The organism is Caballeronia sp. INML3B (assembly GCF_023631305.1).
GTDB classification, from domain to species: Bacteria; Pseudomonadota; Gammaproteobacteria; order Burkholderiales; family Burkholderiaceae; genus Caballeronia; species Caballeronia turbans.
Genome location: NZ_JALQDI010000041.1, coordinates 74967 through 100412, shown reverse-complemented (window position 1 = coordinate 100412; position 25446 = coordinate 74967). Strand labels below are relative to the sequence as shown.

18 protein-coding genes and 2 pseudogenes are annotated in these 25446 nt (G+C 60.9%); 12 read left to right on the top strand and 8 right to left on the bottom strand.

The window, feature by feature from the left end; genetic code table 11:
* Positions 1-9 precede the first annotated feature (9 nt).
* The 5 genes from NCS58_RS19865 (at position 10) to NCS58_RS19845 (ending at position 6674) form a co-directional block, all read left to right on the top strand.
* Positions 10-2769, top strand: a complete 2760-nt coding sequence (locus NCS58_RS19865) for an MGH1-like glycoside hydrolase domain-containing protein (RefSeq protein ID WP_061117954.1) — start codon at positions 10-12, stop codon at positions 2767-2769.
* A gap of 165 nt (positions 2770-2934) precedes the next feature.
* A complete protein-coding gene (locus NCS58_RS19860) occupies positions 2935-3723 on the top strand; it encodes a hypothetical protein (RefSeq protein ID WP_143756324.1) in 789 nt (262 codons plus the stop codon).
* A 306-nt stretch (positions 3724-4029) separates the two neighbouring features.
* Entirely contained in the window at positions 4030-4458 is a 429-nt protein-coding gene (locus NCS58_RS19855) for a hypothetical protein (protein WP_061117956.1), read from the top strand.
* Positions 4455-5219 carry a hypothetical protein gene (locus tag NCS58_RS19850; protein ID WP_061117957.1) on the top strand — a complete coding sequence of 255 codons (765 nt, stop codon included), beginning with the start codon at positions 4455-4457 and terminating at the stop codon, positions 5217-5219. Before NCS58_RS19855 ends, NCS58_RS19850 begins: the two co-directional genes overlap by 4 nt.
* Before the next feature lie 336 nt (positions 5220-5555).
* A complete protein-coding gene (locus tag NCS58_RS19845) occupies positions 5556-6674 on the top strand; it encodes a sensor histidine kinase (protein ID WP_061117958.1) in 1119 nt (372 codons plus the stop codon).
* A 336-nt stretch (positions 6675-7010) separates the two neighbouring features.
* Here the strand turns inward: NCS58_RS19845 and NCS58_RS19840 are convergent, their stop codons facing one another.
* Positions 7011-7727, bottom strand: coding sequence for a YrzE family protein (locus NCS58_RS19840; protein WP_061117959.1), 717 nt, complete (start codon positions 7725-7727; stop codon positions 7011-7013).
* 145 nt (positions 7728-7872) lie between these two features.
* Here NCS58_RS19840 and NCS58_RS19835 point away from each other — a divergent pair, with 145 nt between their 5' ends.
* The 5 genes and pseudogenes from NCS58_RS19835 (at position 7873) to NCS58_RS19815 (ending at position 11358) form a co-directional block, all read left to right on the top strand.
* Entirely contained in the window at positions 7873-8181 is a 309-nt protein-coding gene (locus NCS58_RS19835; RefSeq protein WP_250477474.1) for a hypothetical protein, read from the top strand.
* Positions 8182-8305: 124 nt separating this feature from the next.
* Positions 8306-8671 carry a DUF6723 family protein gene (locus NCS58_RS19830; RefSeq protein ID WP_311394673.1) on the top strand — a complete coding sequence of 122 codons (366 nt, stop codon included), beginning with the start codon at positions 8306-8308 and terminating at the stop codon, positions 8669-8671.
* 402 nt (positions 8672-9073) lie between these two features.
* Positions 9074-9358, top strand: a pseudogene (locus tag NCS58_RS19825) (NAD(+) synthase); the annotation flags it as partial.
* Positions 9359-10074: 716 nt separating this feature from the next.
* Positions 10075-10605 carry a DUF4142 domain-containing protein gene (locus NCS58_RS19820; protein ID WP_061117962.1) on the top strand — a complete coding sequence of 177 codons (531 nt, stop codon included), beginning with the start codon at positions 10075-10077 and terminating at the stop codon, positions 10603-10605.
* Between the two features lie 222 nt (positions 10606-10827).
* Positions 10828-11358 (top strand): ferritin-like domain-containing protein, encoded by a 531-nt coding sequence (locus tag NCS58_RS19815; protein ID WP_061118130.1) that lies wholly within the window; start codon positions 10828-10830, stop codon positions 11356-11358.
* Positions 11359-11792: 434 nt separating this feature from the next.
* Here the strand turns inward: NCS58_RS19815 and NCS58_RS19810 are convergent.
* The 3 genes and pseudogenes from NCS58_RS19810 to NCS58_RS19800 form a co-directional block, all read right to left on the bottom strand.
* Positions 11793-12662, bottom strand: a pseudogene (locus NCS58_RS19810) (manganese catalase family protein).
* A 501-nt stretch (positions 12663-13163) separates the two neighbouring features.
* Positions 13164-15545 (bottom strand): PAS domain S-box protein, encoded by a 2382-nt coding sequence (locus tag NCS58_RS19805; RefSeq protein ID WP_061118131.1) that lies wholly within the window; start codon positions 15543-15545, stop codon positions 13164-13166.
* Positions 15546-16176: 631 nt separating this feature from the next.
* Positions 16177-17133 carry a GlxA family transcriptional regulator gene (locus NCS58_RS19800; RefSeq protein ID WP_250477473.1) on the bottom strand — a complete coding sequence of 319 codons (957 nt, stop codon included), beginning with the start codon at positions 17131-17133 and terminating at the stop codon, positions 16177-16179.
* 217 nt (positions 17134-17350) lie between these two features.
* On the opposite strand from NCS58_RS19800, the gene NCS58_RS19795 reads away from it, so the two are divergent.
* Both NCS58_RS19795 and NCS58_RS19790 read left to right on the top strand, forming a co-directional pair.
* Complete coding sequence (locus NCS58_RS19795; protein WP_061117964.1) at positions 17351-18337, top strand: nitrilase-related carbon-nitrogen hydrolase; 987 nt, start codon at positions 17351-17353, stop codon at positions 18335-18337.
* A 115-nt stretch (positions 18338-18452) separates the two neighbouring features.
* Positions 18453-18995, top strand: a complete 543-nt coding sequence (locus tag NCS58_RS19790) for a carbonic anhydrase (protein WP_061117965.1) — start codon at positions 18453-18455, stop codon at positions 18993-18995.
* A gap of 285 nt (positions 18996-19280) precedes the next feature.
* On the opposite strand, the gene NCS58_RS19785 is transcribed toward NCS58_RS19790, so the two are convergent.
* The 4 genes from NCS58_RS19785 to NCS58_RS19770 all read right to left on the bottom strand — a co-directional run bounded on the left by NCS58_RS19785 (position 19281) and on the right by NCS58_RS19770 (position 25412).
* Positions 19281-21899, bottom strand: a complete 2619-nt coding sequence (locus NCS58_RS19785; protein ID WP_250538864.1) for a glycosyltransferase family 2 protein — start codon at positions 21897-21899, stop codon at positions 19281-19283.
* On the bottom strand, positions 21896-23350 hold the full coding sequence (locus tag NCS58_RS19780; RefSeq protein ID WP_250538863.1) for a UDP-glucose/GDP-mannose dehydrogenase family protein: 1455 nt from the start codon (positions 23348-23350) through the stop codon (positions 21896-21898). Before NCS58_RS19780 ends, NCS58_RS19785 begins: the two co-directional genes overlap by 4 nt.
* 77 nt (positions 23351-23427) lie before the next feature.
* Entirely contained in the window at positions 23428-24414 is a 987-nt protein-coding gene (gene galE, locus NCS58_RS19775) for a UDP-glucose 4-epimerase GalE (RefSeq protein ID WP_061118132.1), read from the bottom strand.
* 2 nt (positions 24415-24416) lie between these two features.
* Positions 24417-25412 (bottom strand): UDP-glucuronic acid decarboxylase family protein, encoded by a 996-nt coding sequence (locus tag NCS58_RS19770; protein ID WP_061117967.1) that lies wholly within the window; start codon positions 25410-25412, stop codon positions 24417-24419.
* Positions 25413-25446: the final 34 nt, after the last annotated feature.

The following is a 25446-nucleotide window of genomic DNA, read 5'->3' as shown; positions in this document are numbered from 1 at the left end:
AGGTGTCAAGTGACTGCAGAGCATGACCGGCTCGTTGAAGCCCGAAGCGGCGTCACACCGTGGAAGAAATGGGGACCCTATCTGTCTGAACGACAGTGGGGCACGGTGCGCGAGGACTATAGCGAATCCGGCGACGCCTGGAACTATTTCAATCACGATCAGGCGCGCTCGCGGGCGTACCGATGGGGTGAAGACGGACTGGCCGGCATCTCCGACGATGAGCAGCTTCTGTGCTTCGCCGTGAGCCTATGGAACGGTCACGATCCGATATTGAAAGAAAGGATGTTCGGCCTGACAAATGGCGAAGGAAACCGCGGAGAGGATGTCAAGGAGTATTACTTTTACCTCGACTCGACGCCGACTCATTCCTACATGAAGTATCTGTACAAGTATCCGCAGGCCGCGTATCCCTATGACGACCTCGTGAAGACGAATCGTCAGCGAAGCCGGCAGGAACTCGAGTACGAACTGATCGATACGGGCGTATTCGACGAAGACCGCTATTTCGATGTCTTTGTCGAGTACGCCAAGGCCTCAGCGGAAGACATTCTGATTCGGATCACCGCGATCAATCGGGGTCCGGACGCGGCCGCACTACATGTCCTGCCGACACTCTGGTTCCGAGACATCTGGTCATGGGCCGAAAACGTGGCTCGGCCATCGCTTCGCCAGGCGTGGGCAAGCAACACGGATAGCGTCATCGCTGTCTCTCACCCCGATCTCGGCGCCTGGCGGCTCTATTGCGAAGGCGCCGCTTCGCTTCTCTTCACGGAAAACGAAACCAATACCGAGCGCCTTTATGGCACTGCAAACCGGACGCCGTACGTCAAGGATGGCATCGACCGCTACGTCGTTCACGGACAAGAAGCGGCGGTGAATCCGGAGAAGCGCGGGACGAAGGCCGCCGCACACTATTCGATGACGGTCGGCTCGGGCGAGTCGCTCGCCGTCCGTATGCGCCTTGTCCGCGATACGCCAGAGCACCAGACCTCGGCAGATGACGGCTTCAGCAAGGCGTTCGGTAGCGCTTACGACGAAGTGATGAAAGCGCGCCACCGCGAAGCCGACGAGTTCTACGCGAAGGTCATTCCCGCCTCGCTGGATGCGGACGCCACGAATGTGATGCGCCAGGCGCTTGCCGGCATGATGTGGTCAAAGCAGTTCTATTACTACGACGTCGACAAATGGCTGACCGAACGCGGCTCGGACCCGTTCGATCCCAAGCGGCGGGCGCCACGCAACGATCACTGGCATCACATGTACAACGCGGACATCGTCTCGATGCCCGACAAATGGGAATACCCGTGGTATGCAGCGTGGGATCTCGCTTTCCACGTTCTCGCGCTGACTCTCGTGGACGAAGATTTCGGCAAGCAGCAACTCGACCTGATGCTGCGAGAGCGTTATCTGCATCCGAGCGGGCAGCTTCCGGCGTACGAGTGGAACTTCGGCGACGTCAATCCACCGGTGCACGCCTGGGCGACGATCTTTGCCTATCGCCTCGAGCAATACCGCTATGGGCGCGGAGATCTTCTTTGGCTCGAGCGGTCGTTCCACAAACTGCTGATGAACTTCACGTGGTGGGTGAACCGCAAGGATCGTACGGGCAACAATGTGTTCGAAGGCGGCTTTCTCGGCCTCGACAACATCGGTGTCTTCGACCGAAGCGCACCGCTGCCTACGGGCGGATATCTGGAACAGGCGGACGGCACCGCATGGATGGCGCTCTTCTGCCAGAACATGCTCGAGATCGCGGTGCAGCTTGCCTTGAACAACCCTGCTTACGTCGACATGTGCGTGAAGTTCGTATCTCACTTCCTGTGGATTGCATCGTCGATGCTGCGCACCGGAGAGAGCGGCGGCATGTGGGATGAAGAACACGGGTTCTTCTACGATGTGCTGCGGTTGCCCGATGGCCGCTCCGAGCGGCTGACAGTGCGCTCCATGGTGGGGCTGCTGCCGCTATGCGCCGTCACCTCGTTCGATGGAGCGCTGGTGGAGAAATATCCCCATGCTTTCGAGAATCTCAAGCGGTTTCTCGCGGCGCGTCCTGAGATCATGGCTTCGATCCACGACCTGACGGCTAAGGGAGTCGCCGACCGCCGCATGGCTTCGATTCTCAACGAAGCGAACCTGCGACGCGTCCTGTCGAAGATGCTGGACGAGAACGAATTTCTGAGTCCGTACGGCATCCGATCGCTGTCCCGATACCACGCGGAGCATCCCTACGTCTACCGCACGGGTGAGCAGGAATACCGGGTTTCATACTTGGCGGCAGAATCCGACACCGGCATGTTCGGCGGCAATTCCAACTGGCGCGGTCCTATCTGGATGCCGGTGAACGGGCTCATTATCCGCGCGCTGCTGCAGTATTTCAGCTACTACGGCAACGATTTCAAAGTGGAATGCCCGACCGGCTCCGGGCGTCACATGACGCTCTACGAAGTCGCCGAGGAGATCACCCGAAGGCTGGCGAGCATCTTCCTGCGCGGCAGCGACGGCCGCCGGCCGGTTCATGGCGGCACTCGGAAGTTTCAGGAGGATCCGCACTGGCGTGATTGCCTGCTGTTCTATGAGTACTTCCACGGTGACAACGGAGCCGGGCTCGGCGCCAGCCACCAGACGGGCTGGACGGGCATCATCAGCCGGGCGATGCATCTGTTCGAAACTACGACGCCGGACCAGTTTCTGCAGGCGGGAAGAGCCGCGGCTTTCGTCGAAGTACCGGTGACGGGCGCAAACACCGCAGACGTTCGAACGAGCAGTTGAGCATGCGAGCGGCTATGGGGCATGAGTGCCGAGGCCGTTGCGCAAGCCCTGACGAGGGCGGCTAGCGACTGCGACGAGGTTGAAGAACTACTAGAACGATATCGCCCGCATGCCCCGCGGTTCAATCTGCACTCGATGCTCACAACTCCACGATGAGGTGGTCACATGCATTGCGAATCGTCGAACGTGAACGCGATGTGGATCTCCGGCGTGTTAATGCTTTCCTTTGGAATAACGTGCAACGCACAGCAGCGATCCGCGCCTCAGGAACACGACGGTTGGCAGTTTTCGGTTACGCCCTATCTTTGGATGGCGGGACAAAGCGGCACGATTCGTGTGGGGAATGTCATCCCGGCGCAGAACGTGAATGTTCACTTCTCCAACGTCCTGAGCAATCTGGATTTTGGCGTGATGGGCACCTTCGAAGCACGCAAGCAACGCTGGTCGATTATTTTCGACGGGTTCTACATCAGCATGGGCAGGGATTCGGATCCGATTCTGGGTGGCGCGCTGGGCACGGCAAGGCTGAAACTCGAAAACAGTGTCGTACAGCTTGCCGGCGGATACCGCATCTTGCAAAGCGAAACGATGCCGGTAGATCTATACGCTGGCCTCCGATACACGAATCTCAACGCGGACCTGACCTTTTCAACGAGTCGCCTGTTGCCGGCGGGCGCCGCGCGAGGCACGAATGTCGATTGGGTCGATGGGCTGTTCGGTGTGCGGGCCGCCTACCAGTTATCGGACAGATGGTCTGTATGGGGCTCCGCCGACGTCGGCGCGGGAGGCAGCAACTACTCCTGGCAACTCATTGCAACGATTCTCTGGGATGCAACAAAAACGGTCAGCGCGAGTGGTGGTTTCCGCATACTCGCACAGGATTACAACACGTCTTCCTTTTACTACAACGTACGGACTGCCGGTCCATTTATAGGCGCGCGCATTCGGTTCTAAGGCCTGCCATCGACAATGCACCGTATCGATTGCCAAAAGAGACAGCCAGGCACAAGGCGCAAATACGGTAAGACTCATGCGGTACGCGCGTCAGACGCTCGACCAATAGACTTCCCTGATTGAAAGAGCGCATTGATAGATTTAAAAAACTATCGAATCAGTGTTTTAGCATTATCCCTTCAAGGACTTGATGCTTCACGTTCGCATTAAGCACTCGTAGCCGTATGACGCTTCATCGCTCACGGAGTCGATGCCCGGAGCGCTGACCAGGAGAAAGCAAGGCGCAGTCGAAACGTGCGCGGGTTGATGATCAGAGGCACAGGCGTCTCACTGCCGACGTCGACACGGGTGCTGATCGCATCGCTCATCCTTGGGAAGTCCGTTCGGGTCGCAGACATGCTTGCGTTCAACAATCGCTTTGCCGACAAACCGCTCGCATGGAAGGCGCTGATATACGCACTCCTCGCGCTTATCGTCCGTTATGTCGAACGGGTCTATGAAGTCTGGAAGGAGGCGCCCGGCCCGCACGCAGCCAGTCAGCAGACCGGGCCGTTGCCAACTAGCCGCTTCCTGGCCGTGCAGATCCTTCTAGTGATGTTGATCTTCATGCGTCATCGCCGAGCTGTCGCGAGTATTCTGCCGCGGAAAAATCAAGGCAATTTTCCTTGGCCCCTTGCCCGCGCGGCTCGAATAAGGCCGCTTCCACTTAACCTGCGTCACAGGGGCAGCGAATGACTGCGTTCGTCGATCACCCGGAGGTGTTGTTCGTCGTGCTTCTCGTGCTGTTCATCGGCGCGGTGGCCTTCGGTGCGTACGCGCTGCGGCGCATCGCCGTGCTGCCAGCGGAAGATCGCGAAGACTTAAACCTCATCCAGACATCCACTTTGACGCTGCTCGCGCTGCTGGTCGGGTTCAGCCTTTCAATGGCGGTGAATCGCTACGACCTGCGCAAGACGCTGGAGGAAAGCGAAGCCAATGCCATTGGCACAGAATATTCGCGCGCGGATCTTGCCGGAGCGGCCGCCGGCGCGAAGATCAAGTCGGCACTGCTCCATTACACGAAGCTGAGACTGGCAAACTACCGGACGCGCTCGCCCGAGGAGCTCGCGAAAAACGTCCGCGATACGGCAAATGTCGAAACGGAACTGTGGCAGCTCGTGACACAAGTTGCGAAAGAGCAGCCGACACCGATCGGCGCGCTTGTCGTTGCTGGCATGAACGACGTCCTGAACTCGCAGGACTACGCCGAGGCCGCGCGCATCAATCACATTCCCCTGGGCGCGTGGTATCTGATGATCATCATCGCGCTGCTCGGTTGCGTGGTGCAAGGTTATGGCGCGAAGGGCAACCTGCGCAAAGGGCTGCTCATTACGATTCTTCCGGTGACGGTCGCGCTGTCGCTCGCGCTCATCGCGGACATTGACAGCCCGAAAGGCGGACTCATCCACGTCGAGCCGCGGGATCTCGCGCGCCTGATGCAGTCGCTCGAGCAGTAACTCGCTTCCGACCTGGAGACGCTGCACACAACTCCGCAAACGCAAGACGCGATCTGGCGCTGCCTTGAGGTGGCACCGGACCCTGGAAGTTCTGGAACTTGGGCGCTCTTTCGTGTTGGGCGCGGCGCGGGGGCCTGCGGGCGGCGCGGTCGGCTGAATTCAGACGGGCAGGATTTGGGTGGCTTGCGATAGGCTACGATAGCGCAAACGACGTTGGCGACTTGGCCGGACCGGAGAGGAATAATCCGACCGCGGCCCGGGCGCCCTCGGCCCAGTTTGCTCCGTCGGCATGACGGCAACCGCGACACGGCATCGCACTTCTGATTTGGAGAATCAATGAGCCTCGCCAACTTCATTGAAGCCGATCTTTCCGGGCTGATTGACGACTGGACCGGCTACGCCCTTGCACTCAGCCAAGAGGGCAGCCAGCTCTCTGAAACGCAACTGCGTGATTCGGCCGCCGAGATATTGAGCGCGATTGCCGCCGACATGCGCGACACCCAGAGCCCAGCGCAGCAGCAGAGCAAGTCGCGGGGCGAACAGCAGGAACGGGAAACGAGCTTCGATCGCGTCGCGCAGCAGCACGCAGAGGCTCGTCTCTCGCATGGTTTCGGTATCAACGATGTCGTGGCAGAGTTTCGTGCGCTGCGGGCCACGGTGTTGCGACGCTGGCAGAAGACCTCACCAGACGGTGCTATAGCGTTTCAGGAAATGATTCGTTTCAATGAGGCAATCGATCAAGTGCTCGCGGAATCGGTACGACACTACGCGTATCGGACGGCGCGCATCCGGGACCTGTTTGCCGGCGTGCTTGCACACGACCTGCGCTCCCCGCTTGGCGCGATACTTAACTCGAGCGAAGTGCTTCTGCACGACGAAAGCCTGTCTTCAGCCAGTGTGAGAGCGGTCGCATTCGTACAGCGCGGAGCAATGCGCATGAAACAGATGATCGACGACTTGCTCATCTTCACACGCACCCGTCTGGGTGACGCAATGCCGGTCAGCTTTACGTCGCAGGATATGGGGCGTATCTGTGCCGACGCGGCGGACGAAGTGCGCGCGTCATACCCAAATGCGCACATCGACCTGCGTCTTGGGGGCACACTGCAAGGCCGATGGGATGCGAGCCGGCTCGGACAGTTGATGGTCAATTTGCTGACCAATGCCGTGCGATATGGCTCGGGTCCGATTGTCGTCGAAGCTAAGGGTCAAGACGAACAGGTGACCGTGATCGTTTCGAACGCAGGCGATCCGATACCGGAGGCCGCGCTTCCTACGCTTTTCGATCCGCTGACAAGGGCGGTTTCTCCTAACCACAGTGGGACCGCAGCCGGTGTGGGCCTGGGCCTTTACATCTGCCGCTGCATTGCCCTCGCGCACCAGGGCAGGATAAGCGTCGAATCGACGGAACGCGGGACTCGATTCATCGTGCACATGCCACGTTCACCGGCCTAATGGGATGGGAGCGGTCATGAGTAACTAGATCCAATGAAAGGCGACCGACACTTACGAACCTGGAGGCCCTTTCGTGCTAGCGGCCGACTTCCTTAGGTTCATCAATGCCGCCGAAAACGAACTAATACCCCGGTTGTCGTTTGTGCCATTTCAAGTTATCCAGAACATGTCAAAGGACCAACAGGTCTATGCACGTGGTCTCTGCCCAACCGCACTGCTAGCACTGCGTCGGAAGGATCAGGCGCTGGTACCGCAGCGGAAGGTTCTTCTTCACGCATAACTCCTTCTCATCAGCACGTCTCCCGGATCCGGGTCGCAAGCCACAGCACCGTTCCCTCATGCACGACCGTCTCTTGGCACTGCACGGTTGCGCCCCGGTGACGGATCAACGCCAGTTGCTGTGCCGGCGCTTTCTTCAAACGGCGGCTGGTGGCGAAAGCCGGCGCCGCCAGAGACGATTGCGATGATCGCGCCCACGACAAGCGCGGCAAAGGAGAACCAGCTCGCACGCGCCACGCCCCGAGCAGCTGTATCGGCCGTCTCACGCGCCGTTTGCTCGGCCTGCGGACCTGACGCGGCCGATGCTGCCGAGGCGACTGCCGCTTGTACTTGCTGTTTCGCGGTATCAACCATCGACGTGTTGGTGCCCGCCTGGTTTCCGGCAGTCGCGCCTACCTGCGCCGTCGTTGCGGCGACACTGCCGGCAGTACTGACCGCGCCGGTGATCAGCGACGTCATGCCGTACACAATAAGCAGCGTCATCACCGCCCAGGACAATAGGCCGTGCAGCCACCCCAGCACCGGTGCGCAGCGGCCTGCGTAGTAGGAGCCAACAAAGACTGCCAGTACCGTGGTGACGATGACCCAAACCCCGGACCCAAAGCCAAACCCGTGCAACGGATCGGGCTTCGACATTGGCGACAGCAGCGATGCCCCAATGGCCGTACCGAGAACGCTCATGATGAGGTAGACGACCATCGAAAGGATGACGCCAGCGATTATTGAGGCCCATGACAGCCGGGGCAGTCCATCTCGAGTGGTTAGAAGTTTCATGGGATCATCCAAATAGTAAGTGAACGCGTAAAGCCCGCTTTCAGCCGCGGCCTTTCAAGCAGCGCAAGCGTCGTGCCCATCAAATGTCGTCGGTGGCGCTGGACGCACGCTTGGGTGCCGATCTACAGACATTCGCCATTCCTAATTGAAATTCACGTCGACGCGAGCAAGTCCTTCGTCATACTATGAAACGATGATCGCGGCCGCGGGAAGGACCCGGAAGTGGCTCTTCCTGCCCTCCACCGCGCGCGTTTCATCGGCGCGCATGTGGCGACGCAATGTGGTGAACCCGTTCTGGAAGGTGGCGGAAATGTTAACGACGACGGTGGTTCTGTTGCTCCTTGGCGCGGCACTCGCCGTTTATCTCAACGACAAGAACGGCGAGAGCAGTAGTCTATGGGCGCAATGGGAGCGCGAACTAAAGACAACCAGAAAGACGCATGAAGATGCATGAGCTCGAGTTCAATGCATTTATCGCCGCGCAGACTCTATCGGAGAGGAAGAAATGATCGCTATCGCCGCAAAGCCTTATCGAGGCATCGCCGGATGCGGCGCTTTCCGGCAGCTCCAGGCTGAACATGAGCCCGTGCGGTGTTAAGGACCGGCATTTGCTGGACACGGTTGAACAGCCTGAAGCGCGAGGAGCCATGATGGGTGCAACCGGTAGACGCCCTAAAATCGTTCTCTTCCAGTCGAAATCTGTGCCTGCGATGCCTGGTCACTCTCAAAGCGACTTCCAAATATATGCCTCTTATCGCGGATCGCTTTCGAGTGGGTTCTACGGAACCTTGAAGGTGGTGCGCAAGACTGACGGCCGACTGCTTTATCCGTTTGATGGCGCCCCAGACATCGGCCCGTTTAGTACGAGTACGGGCGCCGTAGCGGCGGCGCAGCAGCGCGGCATTGCGATTGTCGACGGGGATCTCGCGCGGCCGGAGCTTTAGAATGAACACAACCCATCGCCCAGCCCGCTGAGCCGCTGAGTTCATCGCGCGACGAACATCAAACGTGGCGAGGCGCCGGCAAAGGGCGGGCCAGATTGCAAGGTGAGCTCCGTTACGTCAAATCAACTCAATGTGGCGACGCTTGGCCCGTTTTACCTCCTTTTGGGATTGTCCTGGACAGCCTTGTGCCCGACATAGAATTTGGATGATCCGGGAGCCGTTAGCAGGCCGGGCGGTCATCTGGAATCCCGCCAACGACCTTATCCGGCTGGGATGGTCGCTTGCGACGGCACGCTCAATCCATGCCTATATGCGGGGCAATACAGTGAATTTCTACGCTTTTCCTGGGCCTTCGCTTGCCGCCGTCAATTGCCCATCGTGAAGCTGGACGAGCGCCCGTACGACGTACTGCCGCTTTCTGGCCTGACGAAGCGTCGCGTCCGTGCGCTGGCCCGGTCGCTGGGCGCCGAGGATCGTTTGGTCATGAAAGTGCCCACCGCGGATCTGGAATTGCTGACCCTTCAGCGTCCCGACGAAGATAGCTACGGTATCAGCTACAAAAATATCGACGACTTTCTCGAAGGCAAGGAAGTCACTGCCGAAATCACCTCTAACATCAAATGCTTTTACGAGGCGACGTGGCAAAAACGCTCGCTGCCGGTGGCAATACTGCCCGATGGAAACTAATACGATGCACTCGGGCTGCGTTGCTCGACACAGTCGGTACGCTGCAACGTGACGGAAGTAACGCCGGGCAGCATCATTGCCCGCGACGCGAATCGGCGAAACGCCGAGGCTTCGCCATAGCAGTTAAATTCGAGACGCCGCTGACCCAGCTGGTGACTGCAAACAAGCCCCTCGTCAGCCATGAGTGCGAGCACACGGGATGGGTCGATCGGCGGGGCGCCGCATCCAAGGAGTGTTATGGTCGCACGCATGTCGCCTCCGGTCTGTCGGTCCTGCAATTCGTTGCCGCGAACCTGAATTTATGATCCATACGTCGCTACCGACCGATGGCAGCGGATTTTGGTCCCGCTGGGTCCGTCGTACGACAACGGTGGCGCGTCCGCGCCGACGTAACCTCTCACCATGACTTCTAGATCGGCCCGGTCGGTCTCGGTCGCAGGCGTCTCAGGAGGCGTCTTCGCCTGAATATCCCTCGGTTGCGACTGAGTGAGGTTGGATTCGGCGTTGTTCATTAGCAGGCCTGTCTGGTTTTAGTCGCCGATAAGAAGGAAACTTCCCATTCGCATTTCCTGCAACTACCTTCAGCATCGACCATGCCTCAGCCGCGACCTGGCAACGCACGCACTCGGCGGACAAGAAGGCCGAGTCCTCGGCACAGCAGTTGCTCATTCTTAAGCCCGACATTTCAATCCAGGGAGCATCCCGTGAAAACAAATATGGCTATCCGCGCAACGACAATCGTCGCGCTACTTGGCGCTTTCTCGCCAGCCTTCGCTCAAACACAAGCTGCGAGTACGACACAAGCCAACGACCTCTCTCCAGTCGACAAAGCGTTCGTGCAGGCCGCATCCGAATCAAGTTCGACCGAGATCGACACGGCAAAGCTCGCCACGAAGCAGTCCCAGGACAAGGACGTTAAAGACTTCGCCCATCAGATGATGATTGACCACACCAAGCTGACGGTTCAGCTCAAGATGGCGGCGCCGCACGGCGTCGTAGTTCCCAAAGATAATTCGGATCCCGCAGTGCTCGACGCGCTCAAACCGTTGAAAGGGAAGGCGTTCGACGCTGCCTATATCAAGACCGTTGGTGTCGAAGGACACCAAAAGGCGGTCGCAGCCTTTCAGAAAGAAGCTCAAGAGGGACAGAATGCAGATCTGAAAAAAGCTGCCGCAAAGGCGCTGCCGACTATCCAGCATCATCTCGAGATGGCGCAAGCGCTGGCGGCAAAGAAGGGGGTGAAGTAACGACCGCGTGATGGGTGTATACCCGACTTACGCTATCGCGCGCTCTGGGACGCGGCATATCCATTGCTGAACAAGCACTGCTTCCAATACCGCGGTTACACCGGACCATGTCTAGGCGCGGGAGACGTAGTCCGGTGCTTTCGGCGAGAGGAATAAAGGGTCCTTTGATGCATGGGTGCGTCCGCTGAAAAGCGGGCCGCTACAAACCAACCGGAGAAATTCATGGCTGCAAAAACCTTAAACGACTTGTTCGTGCATGCGCTGTCGGACGTCTATAGTGCCGAGAAACAGCTGACTAAGGCGCTTCCCAAGCTCGCCCGAGCTGCGACCAATCCTGAGCTTGCCGCCGCCTTCAAGACCCATCTTGAAGAAACACAGGGGCAGATCGAGCGAATTGACCAGGTGGTCGAAAACACGGACATCAAGCTCAAGCGCGTAAAGTGCGTTGCAATGGAGGGGCTCGTTGAGGAGGGGCAGGAGCAGATTGAAGAAATCGAGCAGGGGCCCATTCTCGACGCGGCCTTGATTGCAGCTGCGCAGAAAGTCGAGCACTACGAAATCGCGACCTATGGGACGTTAGCGGCGCTCGCAAAAAAGCTAGGCTACACCGACGCGATGAATCTGCTGCTTGAAACGCTAAAAGAAGAAAAGGCAACGGACGAAAAACTGACGTTGTTGGCCGAGCAACAAGTGTCCGAAGAAGAGGCTGGAACGCCGGCCGTGAAGCAAGCTGGAAAGCGAAGCGTGAATTAACGACACCTGCCGCGGCGCAGCTATGGGCCGCGGCGCGCCCGATAGCTGCGCCCGCCGCGGAATGAAATTGCCGGAGAGCGCGGACGACGTTGTAGCTGAGGGTGGCGAAACGCGGCAAGATGATGCGCGCATCGGTGCTCCTGACGCCGTTCCGTGTCCCTCGTGCACAGCGATTCGACGGCAGACTGTGACGACGCACGACAAACGGCACCGAACGCGGCCATCGCCGCCCGAGGGTGCAACAGGGCGAGGTCTGCGCTGTCGTTCGACGCGGCCCCAACTGAGCGCCGAAGGTACTACTGCCGTTGCGATCTAATCAATCGGCTCCCGATGAACTGGCAAGTCCGTTCTGATGTAACAGTGGGCATATAAAGTCGATTATGGGTCGGACCGCGCCCAAGCGCGGTCCATGCGTCAGACGCTCTCTGCTGCACTCAGACAGCTTTACCCGAGCCAAGGTCCGCGCCGGTGGTCGGGTCGGTGGTTGGATCGGATGCGGTGCGCGAGGCCATCGACTGAAGCACCTGCACGTCTTCTTCAGACACCGTAACGGTTGCCGTTCCGTCGCCACCGTCGACAGCCGGCTGTGGGTCCTCCACAAATTCCCAGTCGCCGCCTTCGTTCCACGGACCGCGAGCGTCGCCCCCTTTGGACATGTTGAAGTACACGCTTGTGAATTCCGGGTTACCTGGCAACTTGCCTTGCGGGAAGTTCGGCTGAATGGAATGCAGCGCTTTTTCGAACGACTTCTGGTGCGCGATCTCACGCGTCATCAGAAAGCCCAGTGCGTCCTTGATGCCAGGGTCTTCAGTGACGTTGATAAGCCGTTCATAGATGATCTTCGCGCGGGCTTCGGCGGCGATATTCGAACGCAAGTCGGCAGTGGGCTCACCGATCGTGTCGATGTACGCTGCAGTCCAAGGTACGCCTGCCGAGTTGGTCAGCGACGGGCCGCCGCCGTACAGAATCGAGGTGATATGCGAGTCATTGCCGGCGCCGGTGAGCGACCTGTAAAGCTCCGCCTCCTGCTCGACGCCCTCGGCCAGTTGACCTTTCGCCCCTTTGTTGAGCATTGCCACAATCGAACCGATGACTTCGAGGTGGCTGAGTTCCTCAGTAGCAATGTCGAACAACAGATCCTTCCGGCCAGGATCGTCTTCACCGACCGCCTAGGTGAAGTAGCGGCACGCAGCGGCTAGTTCGCCTTGCGGCCCGCCGAATTGCTCCAGTAGTAGATTAGCCAGACCGGGGTTCGGCGTCGCAACGCGGACGGTGTATTGCAAGCGTTTGTTATGGACGAACATATCAACGGCTCCTTTCAGTGGGCACATACGCAGCCCGTCCCGGCACCGCGTACACAATGATTATGAGAAGTCACCTTGGAGCGACCGAGCGGAGCGACTAAGCGTCACTGTTGTCCTTCGCCTCAAAGTCTCAGCGCATCGAATGTGCACTGGGCGTGTTGCGGCACCTGCCGCGTGACGAACGGGGCCGCTTCGCGCTTCGAAACGCATTCACGGCCCACCGTAGTCGCGCAATCCTTATGCCATCCTCTTGACTGACCGTCCCCTCGACGGTAATCGCGGAACGTCGATAAGTGACCCGCTGATCTGCGCTCGTTAACCGCTTAAACCGGTCGATTCAGGTCTGTGTCTTGTGGATCGAAACAAGATGTTCGATTGGCCGTCGTTGCGAATTACTGCTTCGACGAACGAGGTGTGTCGATCCACTTGAGCCGCTCTCTGACAGTGCCAAACACGGAACAGAGATGTTCGAACGACCGGCCGGATCTGTTACCGTCGGACCTAGATAGAGCCTTTTGGCACAGATGTCGGATGCGGTGCGATCGCGGCTCGTATCGCGGCCTCCAATTGACCAAGAGTGAAAGGCTTCGGAAGCTCGGACCATGCGAAGCTGGGTTGCATTTGCGGCGGGATGGTGCTCCCTGAGGCAAAGATCACTCCAAGGCCTGGACACATCGCTTTCGCTTGCTTCGCTAACTCCAGGCCCGACATGTCGGGCAAGTTGATATCGGTGAGCAGCACATCGAACCGGCGCTGGTCCAGCGCTGTCAGCGCTCCCGAAGCGTGCGCCGTGGCAGACACCCGATGGCCCAGCAGTTCGATCAGCTCGCACACGGCTTCGCAGGCCAAAGGGTCGTCCTCGACCACCAGGATGTTCTGAGCCGGCGTTTGTGCGGCCTGCAGTTCGCTCGCCCTGGCATTGTCCTTCGCGAGCGTCTCACCGGGAGAACCGAGCACGTGTCGAATCTTGAACGCCAAGTCTTCGCGACTATAGGGCTTGCTCAGAAGCTCTACGCCTTCATCGAGACGCCCCGCGTGGACGATGGCGTTTTGCGTGTAGCCCGATGTGAAGAGCACGCGTAAGTCAGGCTGTAGCCGCCTTGCCTGCCGAGCCATCTCGGGGCTCTTGAGCGTTCCTGGCATAACCACATCAGTGAAAAGAAGATCGACATGCATGCCACTGCTCACGACAGCGAGGGCCTGCTCTGCGTTGTCCGCTTTCAGCACACCATAACCGAGTTCCTTCAGCATCTCGATGACCGTCGCCTGAACCTTGTGGTCGTCTTCCACGACGAGGACGATCTCGTTTCCACCGGGTGTCGGGCCGGTCGTACGGCGCACCGGCTCGTAAGCCTGCGCCGTCGACCTGGGGAGATAGATGCGGATTGTCGTGCCGTGTCCCGGTTCGCTGTAAATGCGGATATGGCCGCCGCTCTGCTTGACGAATCCATAGGCCATACTCAAGCCCAGCCCGCTGCCTTCTCCTTCAGGCTTTGTCGTAAAGAACGGATCGAAGGCGCGTTCAAGGATTTCCTGCGTCATCCCATTGCCAGTATCGGTGACGGCCAACATCACGTAGTGACCGGCTGGCACATCGGAAAGCGAGCGAACATATCTATCGTCGAGCATGGCATTGGCAAGCTCGAGCGTCAATTTCCCGCCGTCCGGCATCGCGTCACGGGCATTGATCGCCAGGTTCAGGACGACGTTTTCCAGTTGATGCCAGTCCACCATTGCGTTCCACAGGCCACCGGCCACGACCGTTTCCACCTCGATGGTTTCCCCGATCGCGCGGCGCAGCAAATCGTCCATGCCGCGGATCATGGTGGCGAGATTCACCGAGACCGGCCGAAGCGCCTGACGGCGGCCAAAGGCCAACAGCTGCGAGGCGAGCTTGGCACCGCGCTCGACCGCATCGAGCGCGTTGGCGAGACGCGCGATTGACCATTCGTCACACGAGGCGCGGCTCAGTAGCAGGTCGAGATTGCCGCGCAGCACTTGCAATACGTTGTTGAAGTCGTGGGCCACGCCCCCGGTGAGCTTGCCGATTGCTTCCATCTTCTGCGCCTGGAAAAGCGCCGCCTGAGTCTGCTCGAGCGTTTGTTGGGCCTCGTATTTCTCGGTGACGTCACGCGTGATCTTTGCAAAGCCGATCAAGGTGCCCGACTCATCCCGTATCGCGTCTATGACCACGTGTGCCCGAAAACGGGTACCGTCGCGGCGGACACGCCATCCCTCGGCTTCGAAACGCCCTTCTCTGGCGGCCGTGGTGAGCGCCCGGTGGGGCACGCCAGCCTCGATGTCTTCAGATGTGTAGAAGCGGGAAAAGTGCGACCCAACGATCTCTTCCGTCGCATACCCCTTGATACGTTGCGCGCCCTGATTCCAGTTAGTCACGTGTCCGTCGGGCGAGAGCATGAAAATCGCATAATCGGTCACACCCTGCACGAGCAGCCTGAAGCGCCGCTCGCTCTCGATGACGGCGTCATGGGCGCGACGTTTCTCGCTCTCGTCGCGGACGACCTTCACGAACCCGCGAACATGCCCATCCGGCTTTATGAGGGCAGTGGTGACCACGCTTGCCCAGAACACCGAACCGTCCTTTCGCCTTCGCCACCCTTCGGTCGTGTGGCTGCCGTGCTCGCGGGCGTCGCGTAGTTCGGCTTCGTAAGTCTCGGCCGAGCGCGCATCGGAGGCGAACAGGACGGAGTAGTGCCGCCCGACGATCTCAGATGCGTCGTAGCCGTAGATCGATGCGGCGCCAGGATTCCACGAGGCGACGAACCCCTGCGGGGTCAACGCAAACAGGGCAAGGTCGATTGTGGACTGCGTCCAAAGTTGCACCCACTCCGATAGTTCGACGCGCTCTTCACTACTTTCCATGTGTGTCACTGCCTTGCTTTGTTGCTTCGTGTGCGCCGACACTCGGACGCTCGAGTCCGCGGCCGTTTGCGTCGTCTGAATTTACCTGATCCAGCACGCGCGCTCCGCATACCAGGAGGAGAGGTGCTCGCTGCATGTTTTGAAAAAAGGGAAATTCGACACCAATGGAAGCAGAGTCTTCCGGGACCCTCGAACCACCTCATCCACCGAACGACATCGACAGATCTTCGTAGATCCTCCCCTGATGGTGTGGCGGTAAGAGGTCTACGGGCATAGTTCCTCTTCGCGCAAGCCAAGGATGGACGAAATGCCTTTCTCGCCGGAAAAAAGACCACCCTCGGGCGGTGGTTAGGAAGTTGGGGCATGCGGAACGCCTGCAACGGGTGGACTAACCCCAACACGCAGGATAAAACCTGTAGCAATCCACGTTCCACAGCGATGTTGCCATCGGCGGACTTCCGTACGAGCGCTTGTTGTGACCATCTCATTAGATTCGCTTCGCGCCTATCACGAGCGCACTCGCGCCAACCTCGTCGTTTTTCCATCAATGGCGCGGATCAGCGCTTCTGCCTCGCATGGGCGCTATCACTTAGACGCCGTGCTTTGCCCGTGCCCGTTCCACAGAGCGGCCTCAGTTGCCTCTGGCCGGTTCCCGCCGGGCGCTTCTGCGCAGGACATCGGCGGGCACGCCGAATGTTCGGAGGAACGCGCGGCGCATACGTTCCCGGTCCGCGAAACCCGTTTCCTGGGCCACCACGTTGATCGTGTGGCGGCCTTGCTCAATCATGAATCTGGCTGCTTCCAGGCGAAGCTGTTCCACAGCCTTGGCGGGCGACTGGCCGGTTTCGGCCAGAAAGGCACGGCTGAACTGACGAGGACTGAGGTTCGCCACTTCAGCAAGCTCCTCGATGGTGAGCGGATTGCGAAGGTTGCGGCGAATGTGCGTGAGGACCGATTCGATCCGGTCGGACTTGGGCGTCATATCGAGCAGCGCGGAGTGTTGCATCTGCCCACCGAGACGACGCTGATTCATGACGAGGAGCCGCGCGACCATTTTCGCGGCGTCGGCGCCCAGGTCGTCGTCGAGCAGTGCCAGCGCAAGGTCGATACCGGCCGTCATTCCGGCCGAAGTCCAGATTGGGCCGTCGTTGACGAAGATCCGGTCTTCCTCCGTGATGACGTTCGGGAAGCGCGCCCTGAATTCCGACGCATGCGCCCAATGCATGGTCGCGCGCCTTCCCTCCAGCAGCCCGGCCTCGGCCAGAACGAATGCACCGCTGCATATCGACGTAATCCGTCTCGATACCCTGGCTGCCTCTTTCACGAAAGCCACCACGGCAGCGTCGGGCGACGGGATCTTCATTTCCGTGATCGAGCCTACGATGACCGTGTCGAATGCGGGATCGCCAAATGCCTCGGTCTCCAGCTTCATGCCGCCCGAAGACTCGACGGGACCACCGTGTTCAGACAACACATGAACGTCGTAGCTCTTGCGTCCATCGGGCAGGTTCGCAATCTCGAACACCGTCAGGGCGGCGAGGCTCATCATCTGAAATCTTCTCGGCACTATGAAGCCAATCCGGTGCATATCTGATCCTGCCGTTCGCAAAGGGAACGTGATGTGAATGTGCGCTGCCCGGGCTGCAGTCCCGGAATGAAGCCTCTTGATCCGAGACAGCGCGCAGTCCGCGCTCGAGCGAGGAGTGTCATGAATGGTGGCAACAACGACATGGATCGTAATGGCTCGCGACGTTAAGGTACAAGCACTTCTCTCACCGCTTCGCAGCAACGAAAGGAACACCATCATGTCGAAAATCATCCGGGCCGCAGCCGTTCAGATCGCGCCTGTTCTCTATAGCCGGGAAGGCACTGTCGATAAAGTCGTCAGAAAGATTCTGGCGCTCGGCAAGCAAGGCGTCCAGTTCGCGACGTTCCCCGAGACCGTCGTTCCCTACTATCCGTACTTCTCGTTCATCGAATCGCCGTTCGCGATGGGCGCCGAGCACTACAAACTGCTCGAGCAGGCGGTGACAGTACCGTCGGACACGACTCGGGCAATCGGCGAAGCGGCACGACAGGCCGGAATGGTGGTGTCGATCGGCGTCAATGAACGCGACGGCGGGACGATCTACAACACGCAACTGCTATTCGATGCCGATGGCACGCTCGTGCAGCGGCGCCGGAAGCTCTCGCCGACTTACCACGAGCGAATGGTCTGGGGAATGGGCGATGGTTCCGGCTTGCGCGCGGTCGATACTGCCGTGGGACGGGTCGGGCAACTGGCCTGCTGGGAGCACTACAACCCGCTCGCACGGTACGCGCTGATGGCAGATGGTGAAGAAATCCATTCGGCCATGTACCCGGGTTCGTTCGCCGGTGATCTTTTCTCCGAGCAGATCTCCGTGAACATCCGCCAGCACGCGCTGGAGGCGGGCGCCTTCGTGGTCAATGCGACCGCCTGGCTGACTCCCGAGCAGCAACAGCAGATTCTGCGGGATACCAACACAACCCAGCTCGGCCCGATTTCCAGCGGCTGTTTCACCGCGATCGTGTCGCCGGAAGGCGAGTACATGGGTGGCGCGCCGCTGCGTGAAGGGGAGGGCGAGATCATCGCCGATCTGGATTTCTGGCAGATCGACAAGCGCAAACGCATGATGGACTCGCGTGGTCATTACAGCCGTCCCGATGTGCTCGGGCTTGTGATCGACCGCACGCCGAAGCTGCACGTCATCGAGCGGTCGGTGCGCGCACCGGTTGAAGAGCCCGCGAGCGATCTCGAAGAGCTCGCCTGAGCCTGCGTGTGTAATCAGCGATACCGTCGTCGAGTGCGCATCGCGCGAGTGCGATGCGACAAACGCATGAAATTCAACCAGGCTGCTTCGAGCCGATTCCGAACGAGCAAGCAAAATGGACTTCAACGATGTCATGCTGGAACGCAATGCCGACTTCGCAAACACCGCGTTCGCCCCTGAACTGAAGATGATGCCGTCGACGGGGACGGTCGTCGTCGGCTGCGTCGATCCTCGCGTCGATCCCGCTAGCGTGCTCGGCCTGAAGCAGGGTGAGGCGGCCGTCATTCGCAACGTCGGTGGCCGGATCAACAAGCCGTTGCTGGAAACGCTGGCGGTGCTGAGCGTCGTAGCGAAAGCAGCAGGACGCCCCGATGGTGCGCGCAATCTCGTCCTGCTTCAGCACACGGATTGCGGGATCATCGGCTGCCACAAGCATGCACCCGCGTTGCTCGCGAGGCATCTTGGTGTCGACACGGACACGCTTGATGAACTCGCCATCACCGAACCATACGAGGCAGTGGCGCTCGACGTCGCAGCACTCCGGGCGAACAACAACCTTCCCGATGACCTGATCGTGTCGGGACTGGTTTACGACGTCAGAACGGGCCTCGTCGAGACCGTCGTTCCTCCCGCGCCTTTACGGGAAGCTGCAGGCTGAGACCGGCTGGCGGAAAGGACCGGCAGCGTGTCGGGTCTTTCCTGAATGACTGCCGCTGTCGCACATGACGGAGAGCCGCGGTCCGCTTCGAAAAACGTTTGGACAGCGGCGCAAGCGCGAATGAATTTCAGCTGGCTCAGACGTCGCTCATCAAGACTGCGGAAACGCAAGGTCGCGTCATGCTTGTTGCGCTCGGGACGCTGCCTACAAGTCCGCATGGCGGCAGCGGGCCTTGCGAAGCCCGCATGATCCGCGAGCTTCGCACCACCTCTTTCCGACGACGCGTTAATTCGCCGGCTCGAGCAAGCCGAGCATCGTCGGTTCCAGTCGCCAGTCCGGCGTGTGCAAGAGCGGCCATGCACCCGGCGAATCCGGCGAGTTGAAGTAGACGATGGCCGTGAGCGCCGGCATGTGCGGCAGCACGTCGCGCAAGGCCGTCAGTACCGCATGCTGGCGCTCGGGCGTGCCTTCCACGCCCAGTTCCGCGACGATCACCGGCAAGCCGTACTTCTGAACGCGCGCGTACTTCTCTTGCAGGATCGCCCGCGCCGATGGTGCGCCTTCCTTCGCACCCAGCGCGCACGTCGGGCAATCGAAGACCGACAGGCCCACTTCGTCGGCATAGCCGCGTCCCGGAAAATACGCGGGCAACGACGTATCGCCGCGCGGCGACCAGACGAAACTCAGGAGCTTCGAGCCAGCGCGGCAGCGGTCGACGAAATGCCGGTAAGCGGCGATATAACCCGCTGGATCGTTCGCGGCCCACGGATAGCGGCCGGTCGCGGTTTCCATTTCCTGTGCCCAGCGCACCTGCACGTGCGATTCGAGCGAGCGCAGCGCGCTGCACACGCCGTCGATCTCCGCGTCGTAGGCGCCGAGCGTCACGTCGCGCAGAAGCGTATGCGAATTGCGCGATGGGGCCGTCCACGGTTCGACCGTCACCATCAGGCTGCGCTTGCGCAGGCTCGCGTAGTTGCCGGCTTCGCGGATCGCAGCGGGCGCGCCGGGGTCGGCCCAGGACACGAAGATATGCTCGACGTCGAGCGTATCGGCGAGTGCATAGGCGTGGTCCGGATCGTAAGCGCCGATCTTCGGCGGCTTTGCGGCTACCGCGGGCGTGATCGCTTCGCTGCGCCACATCAGCGCTTCGACGCCCTGACCGAGCCGCAGATAGCCGCCCGCGAGCAATACGAGCGCTGCCGTGATGAACAGGCCGCGCCGCGCCAGCGGACCTTCGGCGAAGAGCAGTCCGAGCGTCGATCTGCGATGCCCGCTTTCGCGCGCATGCGCCACCACGATCACGATCGCGATGCCAAGGTACACGAAGGCGTTGAGTATCGACATCACGTAAAAGCCGCGAGCGTTGTCGGCATCATCGACGAGCAGGACCGGCAGCGCGCAGATCAGCACGAGCCAGAGATAGGGCGCAACGACGCGCATGGGCGCGACCGGATCGGCGGCCGCGGTCTTCGGCGTCACGCGAAACGCGAACTCGCGTCCTCGCACGCAGTCGAGCGCCGCCGACACGACGCCGAGCAGCGACCAGGGCCAGCGCGCGAATAGAAACGCAAGCCCTTCCCACGACACGACCTTCGCGCTGTGCGGGCGCAGACAGCCCGTGGTTTTCACCCAGGCCATCAGCAACAGAATACTCGCCGTCACCGGAACCGCGTGCAGCAGGTAATCCGTGTAGGGCACGTCCGCCCAGACGCGATGCGTGAGGAGCGCGATGACCGGCATCGCGACACTCGCCGCCATCGTCAGCGAAAAGAGCGGATACCAGAGCTGCGCGAACAGAAACTGCCCCTTCAAGCGCAGCGGCAGGCGGCCGAAGTACCTCGACGTATAGCGGAACAGAAGTACCGCGAGGCTCTTCGACCACTGGAACTCCTGCGTGACCATGTCCGCGAACGTGCGGGGACCGTCGCCGCTCGCGATTGCGTCGAGTGCGTGCACGCCGTTCCAGCCGTGAGCGTTCATCATCAGCGTGGTCGAGTGGTCCTCCGCGAGTTCCGGGCCGAGACCGCCGATATCCCGCAGCGCGCGCGTGCGCACGGCATAGTGCGAGCCGATGCAAAGCGGCGCCAGCCCGCCGTTATGCCCCGCCTGCAGTGCGCCGTGCAGCGCCGCTTCCGCGTGCAGCCGGCCGCGCGCCGCCCAGCTTTCGGGCGCGTTGCTGTCGCAGATGCTCGGCGCCGACACATAACCGACGTTCGGATCGGAGAACGGACGCAGCATCGCTTCGAGGTAGCCCGGCTGCGGCACGTGGTCCGCGTCGAGCTGCGCGACGAAATCATAGTTCGCATAGCCGAAGTGGTCGTAGAAGTAGGCGAGATTGCCCTCCTTGCAGCGCGTGCGCCGGGGCCACGACGCATTGTGGTAATCGGCCACGTCCTTGCGCGTCGAGAGATGCACGCCGTGGCGCGCGCACCAGTCGATCGTCTCGTCGGAGGGATCTTCATCGGCGAGCCAGGTGTCGTGCGGATAGGACTGCGCAAGCATGGCGAGCAGCGTCGTCTGCACGATCGCGAAGGGTTCCGACGGCGCCTTCGTCACCACCATCGCCACACGAAGACCTGCGGGAACCGCCCGCGCGCGATTCGGCACGCGGGCGCGCGAGAACACCAGCACGAAGTAGCCTGGGATGACCGTGGTCCAGAAGAGCACCGCGCAGTTCACCGGGTAGCGAAATGCATCGACGTTGTGTTGCGGCTGCAGCCACCACGCCCAGAACCCGAGGAGGCTCAGCAGCCAGCATGCCGCCAGCACGGTGAAAGAGATGCGTTGCCTTCCGGACAGCAAGGGCACGAGGTAGGGCGCGGCGAGATTCGGCGTGTCCGCCTCGCTCGCCGGGCGGCCACGCTCCGCCTCCAGTTGCTCGGGACGGGTGACCGGCGTGCTCATACGGCCTCGCTTGCTTCGACAGCGACAAGAACGTCCCCGCGCGCTTCGTGATGCGCAGGTTTTGCCGGCACGACGAACGGAGCAGGCGTGCGCCGGGCGCGCCGTTCGGTGGCGGGCGCGCGTCGCCTGCTCACGGACTTGCACCCGATGCGCACGTACTGACGAAAGCCGCTCTCGCGCACGGCGTCTTCATCGAACAGATTGCGCAGGTCGACCATCACCGGGTCGGCCATATAGTCGGCCAGCTCGCCCAGATCGCACTCGGTGAAGTCTTTCCAGTCCGTCAGGATCACGAGCGCGTCCGCGCTGCGCGCCGCGCCGACCGGCGTCGCCGCCACGCCGATGTTCGGCAGCATGCGCGCGGCTTCGACCGGGCGGGACGGATCGTACGCACGAACCTTCGCGCCGCGCTCTTCGAGCATCTGGATGAGGCCAACGCTCGGGCTTTCGCGCATGTCGTCCGTCTGGCCCTTGAAGGTGAGGCCGAACACGGCGAGCCGCTTGCCCGCGACCGAACCGCCGCACGCCGCTTCGATCTTGTCGAACATGACCGTCTTGCGGCGCGAGTTCGCTTCGATCGCTGCCTCGACGATGCGCATCGGCACGATATGTTCGGACGCTGTCGCCTTGAGCGCGCGCGTGTCCTTCGGGAAGCACGAGCCGCCCCAGCCCGGACCGGCCTTCAGAAACGCCGCGCCGATACGCCGGTCCAGACCGATGCCCGCCGCGACGCGATCGACGTCCGCGCCGACGACCTCGCACAGATCCGCGATCTCGTTGATGTAGCTGATCTTCACGGCGAGGAACGCGTTGGCCGCGTATTTGATGACCTCGGCTGTTTCGATTTCGGTGGCGAGCACTTCATAGCCGTTCTGCGCGAGCGGCGCGTAGATGCGGCGCATGATGGCGGCGGCGGCTTCGCTGTCGGTGCCGAACACGACGCGATCCGGATGCATGAAGTCCTCGATCGCCGAGCCTTCACGCAGGAACTCGGGGTTGGACGCGACCGCGAACGATTGTCCCGGCGCGAGGCAGCGCTCGGCCACGCGCTGCACTTCGCGATTCGTGCCGACGGGCACCGTCGACTTGGTCACGAGCACCGTGAACTGGTCGATGTTCGGCGCGACTTGCTCGGCCACCGCCATCACATAGCTCAGGTCCGCGCGGTCCGTGCCCGGATGCGAGGGCGTGCCGACCGCGATGAACACCGCTTCGCGCCCCTTCACGCTCGCCGCTAGGTCGAGGCTGAAGCGAAGGTTGCCGCGCTCGGCGTTGCGGCCGACGAGTTCGTCGAGGCCCGGTTCGTAGATCGGAATGCGGCCGTTGTTCAATGCATCGATCTTGGACGGATCGTTGTCGATGCAGATCACGTCATGTCCCAGTTCGGCCAGGCACGCGCCACTCACAAGTCCGACGTAGCCGGTCCCCACGATTGCAATACGTACGCTCATTTTGTTGCTCCCCGATTCGATTGATCGATTGCTTCTGGTCTGTGTTGGTCTTCTTCTGCCCGTTGTGCGTCGCGCGTTCAGGCGGCGACCGGGCTATCTGTTTCGATGAACCATTTCGCCGCTGTTTCGACCATCGGTCCGATGTCCGTGTACTGCGGCTTCCATCCGAGCACGCGCTGCGCTTTGTCCGCCTGCGCCCAGAGCGCGGGCGGGTCGCCCGCACGGCGCGGCGCGTGCATCGCGTTCACGGGCTTGCCGGTTGCGGCGTGCACCGCGTCGAGCAATTCGAGCACCGATGTGCCGCGTCCCGTCGCAAGGTTGAATGCGCCGCTGTCGCCGCCTTTGAGCAGGTGAGCCATCGCGCGCAGATGGGCATCCGCGAGATCGTTGACGTGCACGTAGTCGCGCACGGCGGAGCCATCGGGCGTCGGGTAGTCGGTGCCCATCACCTTGAAGGCGGGAGCCGTGCCGAGCGCGGCGCCGATCGCGAGCGGAATCGCGTGCGTTTCCGGATCGTGACGCTCGCCGAGCTCGCCTTCGGGATCGGCGCCCGCCGCGTTGAAGTAGCGCAGTGCGATCCAGCGCAGGCCGTATGCGTGTTCATAGTCGGCGGCCATGCGTTCCGTGATGAGCTTCGTGAAGCCATACGGGTTCACCGGTTGTTGCGGCGTGTCCTCGGTGATGGGCAACACGGCGGGAATGCCGTAGGTCGCGCAACTCGACGACAGCACGATGCGCGATACATCGTGACGGCGCATCGCGTCGAGCAGCGATTGCGTGCCGCCGACATTCACGCGGTAATAGCTCGCCGGGTGCTGCATCGACACGCCCACATAGGCGAGCGCGGCGAAGTGAATCACGATGTCCGGGTGATGCGTCTCGAATGCGGCGTCGAGCGCATCGGCATCGAGCAGATCGCCGATACACAGCGGGCCCCACTTGACCGCGTCCGCGTGACCTGTCGAGAGATTGTCGAAAACGATGGGCGTATGACCTGCACGCGCCAGCATCTTGCACGTATGGCTGCCGATATACCCGGCGCCGCCGGTAACGAGTGCTTTCATGATCAGCATTCCTCCGCGAGCGGCGTGAGCCAGAGCTCGGCGCTGAAGTAGGCAATCGTCGACGAGAGTCCTTCGCGCAGCGGAATCTGCGGCTTCCAGCCGAGCAGCGATTGCGCGATGCCGATATCGGGACGGCGTTGCTTCGGATCGTCCACAGGAAGCGGTTTGTTCGTGAGCGTCGACGAAGTGCCCGTGATGCCGATCACCAGCTCCGCCAGTTCGCGCATCGTGAATTCGCCGGGATTGCCGAGATTGACCGGACCTTGCGGCGCTTCGGGTGCGCGCATGATGCGGAAGAATCCTTCGACGAGGTCGTCGACGAAACAGAACGAACGCGTTTGCGAACCGTCGCCATAGATCTCGAGCGGATCGCCGCGCAGTGCCTGCACGACGAAGTTCGAGACGACGCGTCCGTCCTGAGGGTCCATGCGCGGACCGTAGGTATTGAAGATGCGCGCGACACGCACGTCGGTGCCGTACATGCGGCGATAGTCGAAGCACAGCGTTTCGGCGGCGCGCTTGCCTTCGTCATAGCATGCGCGCGGACCGACCGGATTCACCTTCCCGCGATACGACTCCACTTGCGGATGCACTTCCGGGTCGCCATACACTTCGCTCGTCGATGCCTGAAAGACGCGTGCGCCGGTATCGTAGGCGAGATCGAGGCAGTTCTTCATGCCCATCACGTTGGTGAGCATCGTGTGGACGGGATCGACCTGATAGGTCGGCGGCGAGGCGGGGCAGGCCAGGTTCCAGATCTCCGACACGTCGATCTGCGGCAACGACACGGAGATATCGGCTTCGATCAACGTGAAGTGGGGCGATGCTCGCAAGTGCGCCACATTGGCGCGTCGGCCCGTCATGAAATTATCGACACAGACCACCTGCTTTCCTTCCCGCACGAGGCGGTCGCACACGTGACTGCCCAGGAATCCCGCGCCCCCCGTTACCATTACAAATGGCCGGTCGTTCGTTTTACTAATTAATGTATTAGTCATTGTGGTCTTTTGATTTTTGATTTCTTGTTCAGGT

What these genes read in the sequence shown, in the direction of transcription:
- NCS58_RS19860 (WP_143756324.1), top strand. Translation starts at nt 2,935, where the DNA reads ATGCATTGCGAATCGTCGAACGTGAACGCGATGTGGATCTCCGGCGTG.
- NCS58_RS19855 (WP_061117956.1), top strand. Translation starts at nt 4,030, where the DNA reads ATGATCAGAGGCACAGGCGTCTCACTGCCGACGTCGACACGGGTGCTG.
- NCS58_RS19850 (WP_061117957.1), top strand. Translation starts at nt 4,455, where the DNA reads ATGACTGCGTTCGTCGATCACCCGGAGGTGTTGTTCGTCGTGCTTCTC.
- NCS58_RS19845 (WP_061117958.1), top strand. Translation starts at nt 5,556, where the DNA reads ATGAGCCTCGCCAACTTCATTGAAGCCGATCTTTCCGGGCTGATTGAC.
- NCS58_RS19840 (WP_061117959.1), bottom strand. Translation starts at nt 7,727, where the DNA reads ATGAAACTTCTAACCACTCGAGATGGACTGCCCCGGCTGTCATGGGCC.
- NCS58_RS19830 (WP_311394673.1), top strand. Translation starts at nt 8,306, where the DNA reads ATGAGCCCGTGCGGTGTTAAGGACCGGCATTTGCTGGACACGGTTGAA.
- NCS58_RS19820 (WP_061117962.1), top strand. Translation starts at nt 10,075, where the DNA reads ATGGCTATCCGCGCAACGACAATCGTCGCGCTACTTGGCGCTTTCTCG.
- NCS58_RS19815 (WP_061118130.1), top strand. Translation starts at nt 10,828, where the DNA reads ATGGCTGCAAAAACCTTAAACGACTTGTTCGTGCATGCGCTGTCGGAC.
- NCS58_RS19805 (WP_061118131.1), bottom strand. Translation starts at nt 15,545, where the DNA reads ATGGAAAGTAGTGAAGAGCGCGTCGAACTATCGGAGTGGGTGCAACTT.
- NCS58_RS19800 (WP_250477473.1), bottom strand. Translation starts at nt 17,133, where the DNA reads ATGCACCGGATTGGCTTCATAGTGCCGAGAAGATTTCAGATGATGAGC.
- NCS58_RS19795 (WP_061117964.1), top strand. Translation starts at nt 17,351, where the DNA reads ATGTCGAAAATCATCCGGGCCGCAGCCGTTCAGATCGCGCCTGTTCTC.
- NCS58_RS19790 (WP_061117965.1), top strand. Translation starts at nt 18,453, where the DNA reads ATGGACTTCAACGATGTCATGCTGGAACGCAATGCCGACTTCGCAAAC.
- NCS58_RS19785 (WP_250538864.1), bottom strand. Translation starts at nt 21,899, where the DNA reads ATGAGCACGCCGGTCACCCGTCCCGAGCAACTGGAGGCGGAGCGTGGC.
- NCS58_RS19780 (WP_250538863.1), bottom strand. Translation starts at nt 23,350, where the DNA reads ATGAGCGTACGTATTGCAATCGTGGGGACCGGCTACGTCGGACTTGTG.
- galE (WP_061118132.1), bottom strand. Translation starts at nt 24,414, where the DNA reads ATGAAAGCACTCGTTACCGGCGGCGCCGGGTATATCGGCAGCCATACG.
- NCS58_RS19770 (WP_061117967.1), bottom strand. Translation starts at nt 25,412, where the DNA reads ATGACTAATACATTAATTAGTAAAACGAACGACCGGCCATTTGTAATG.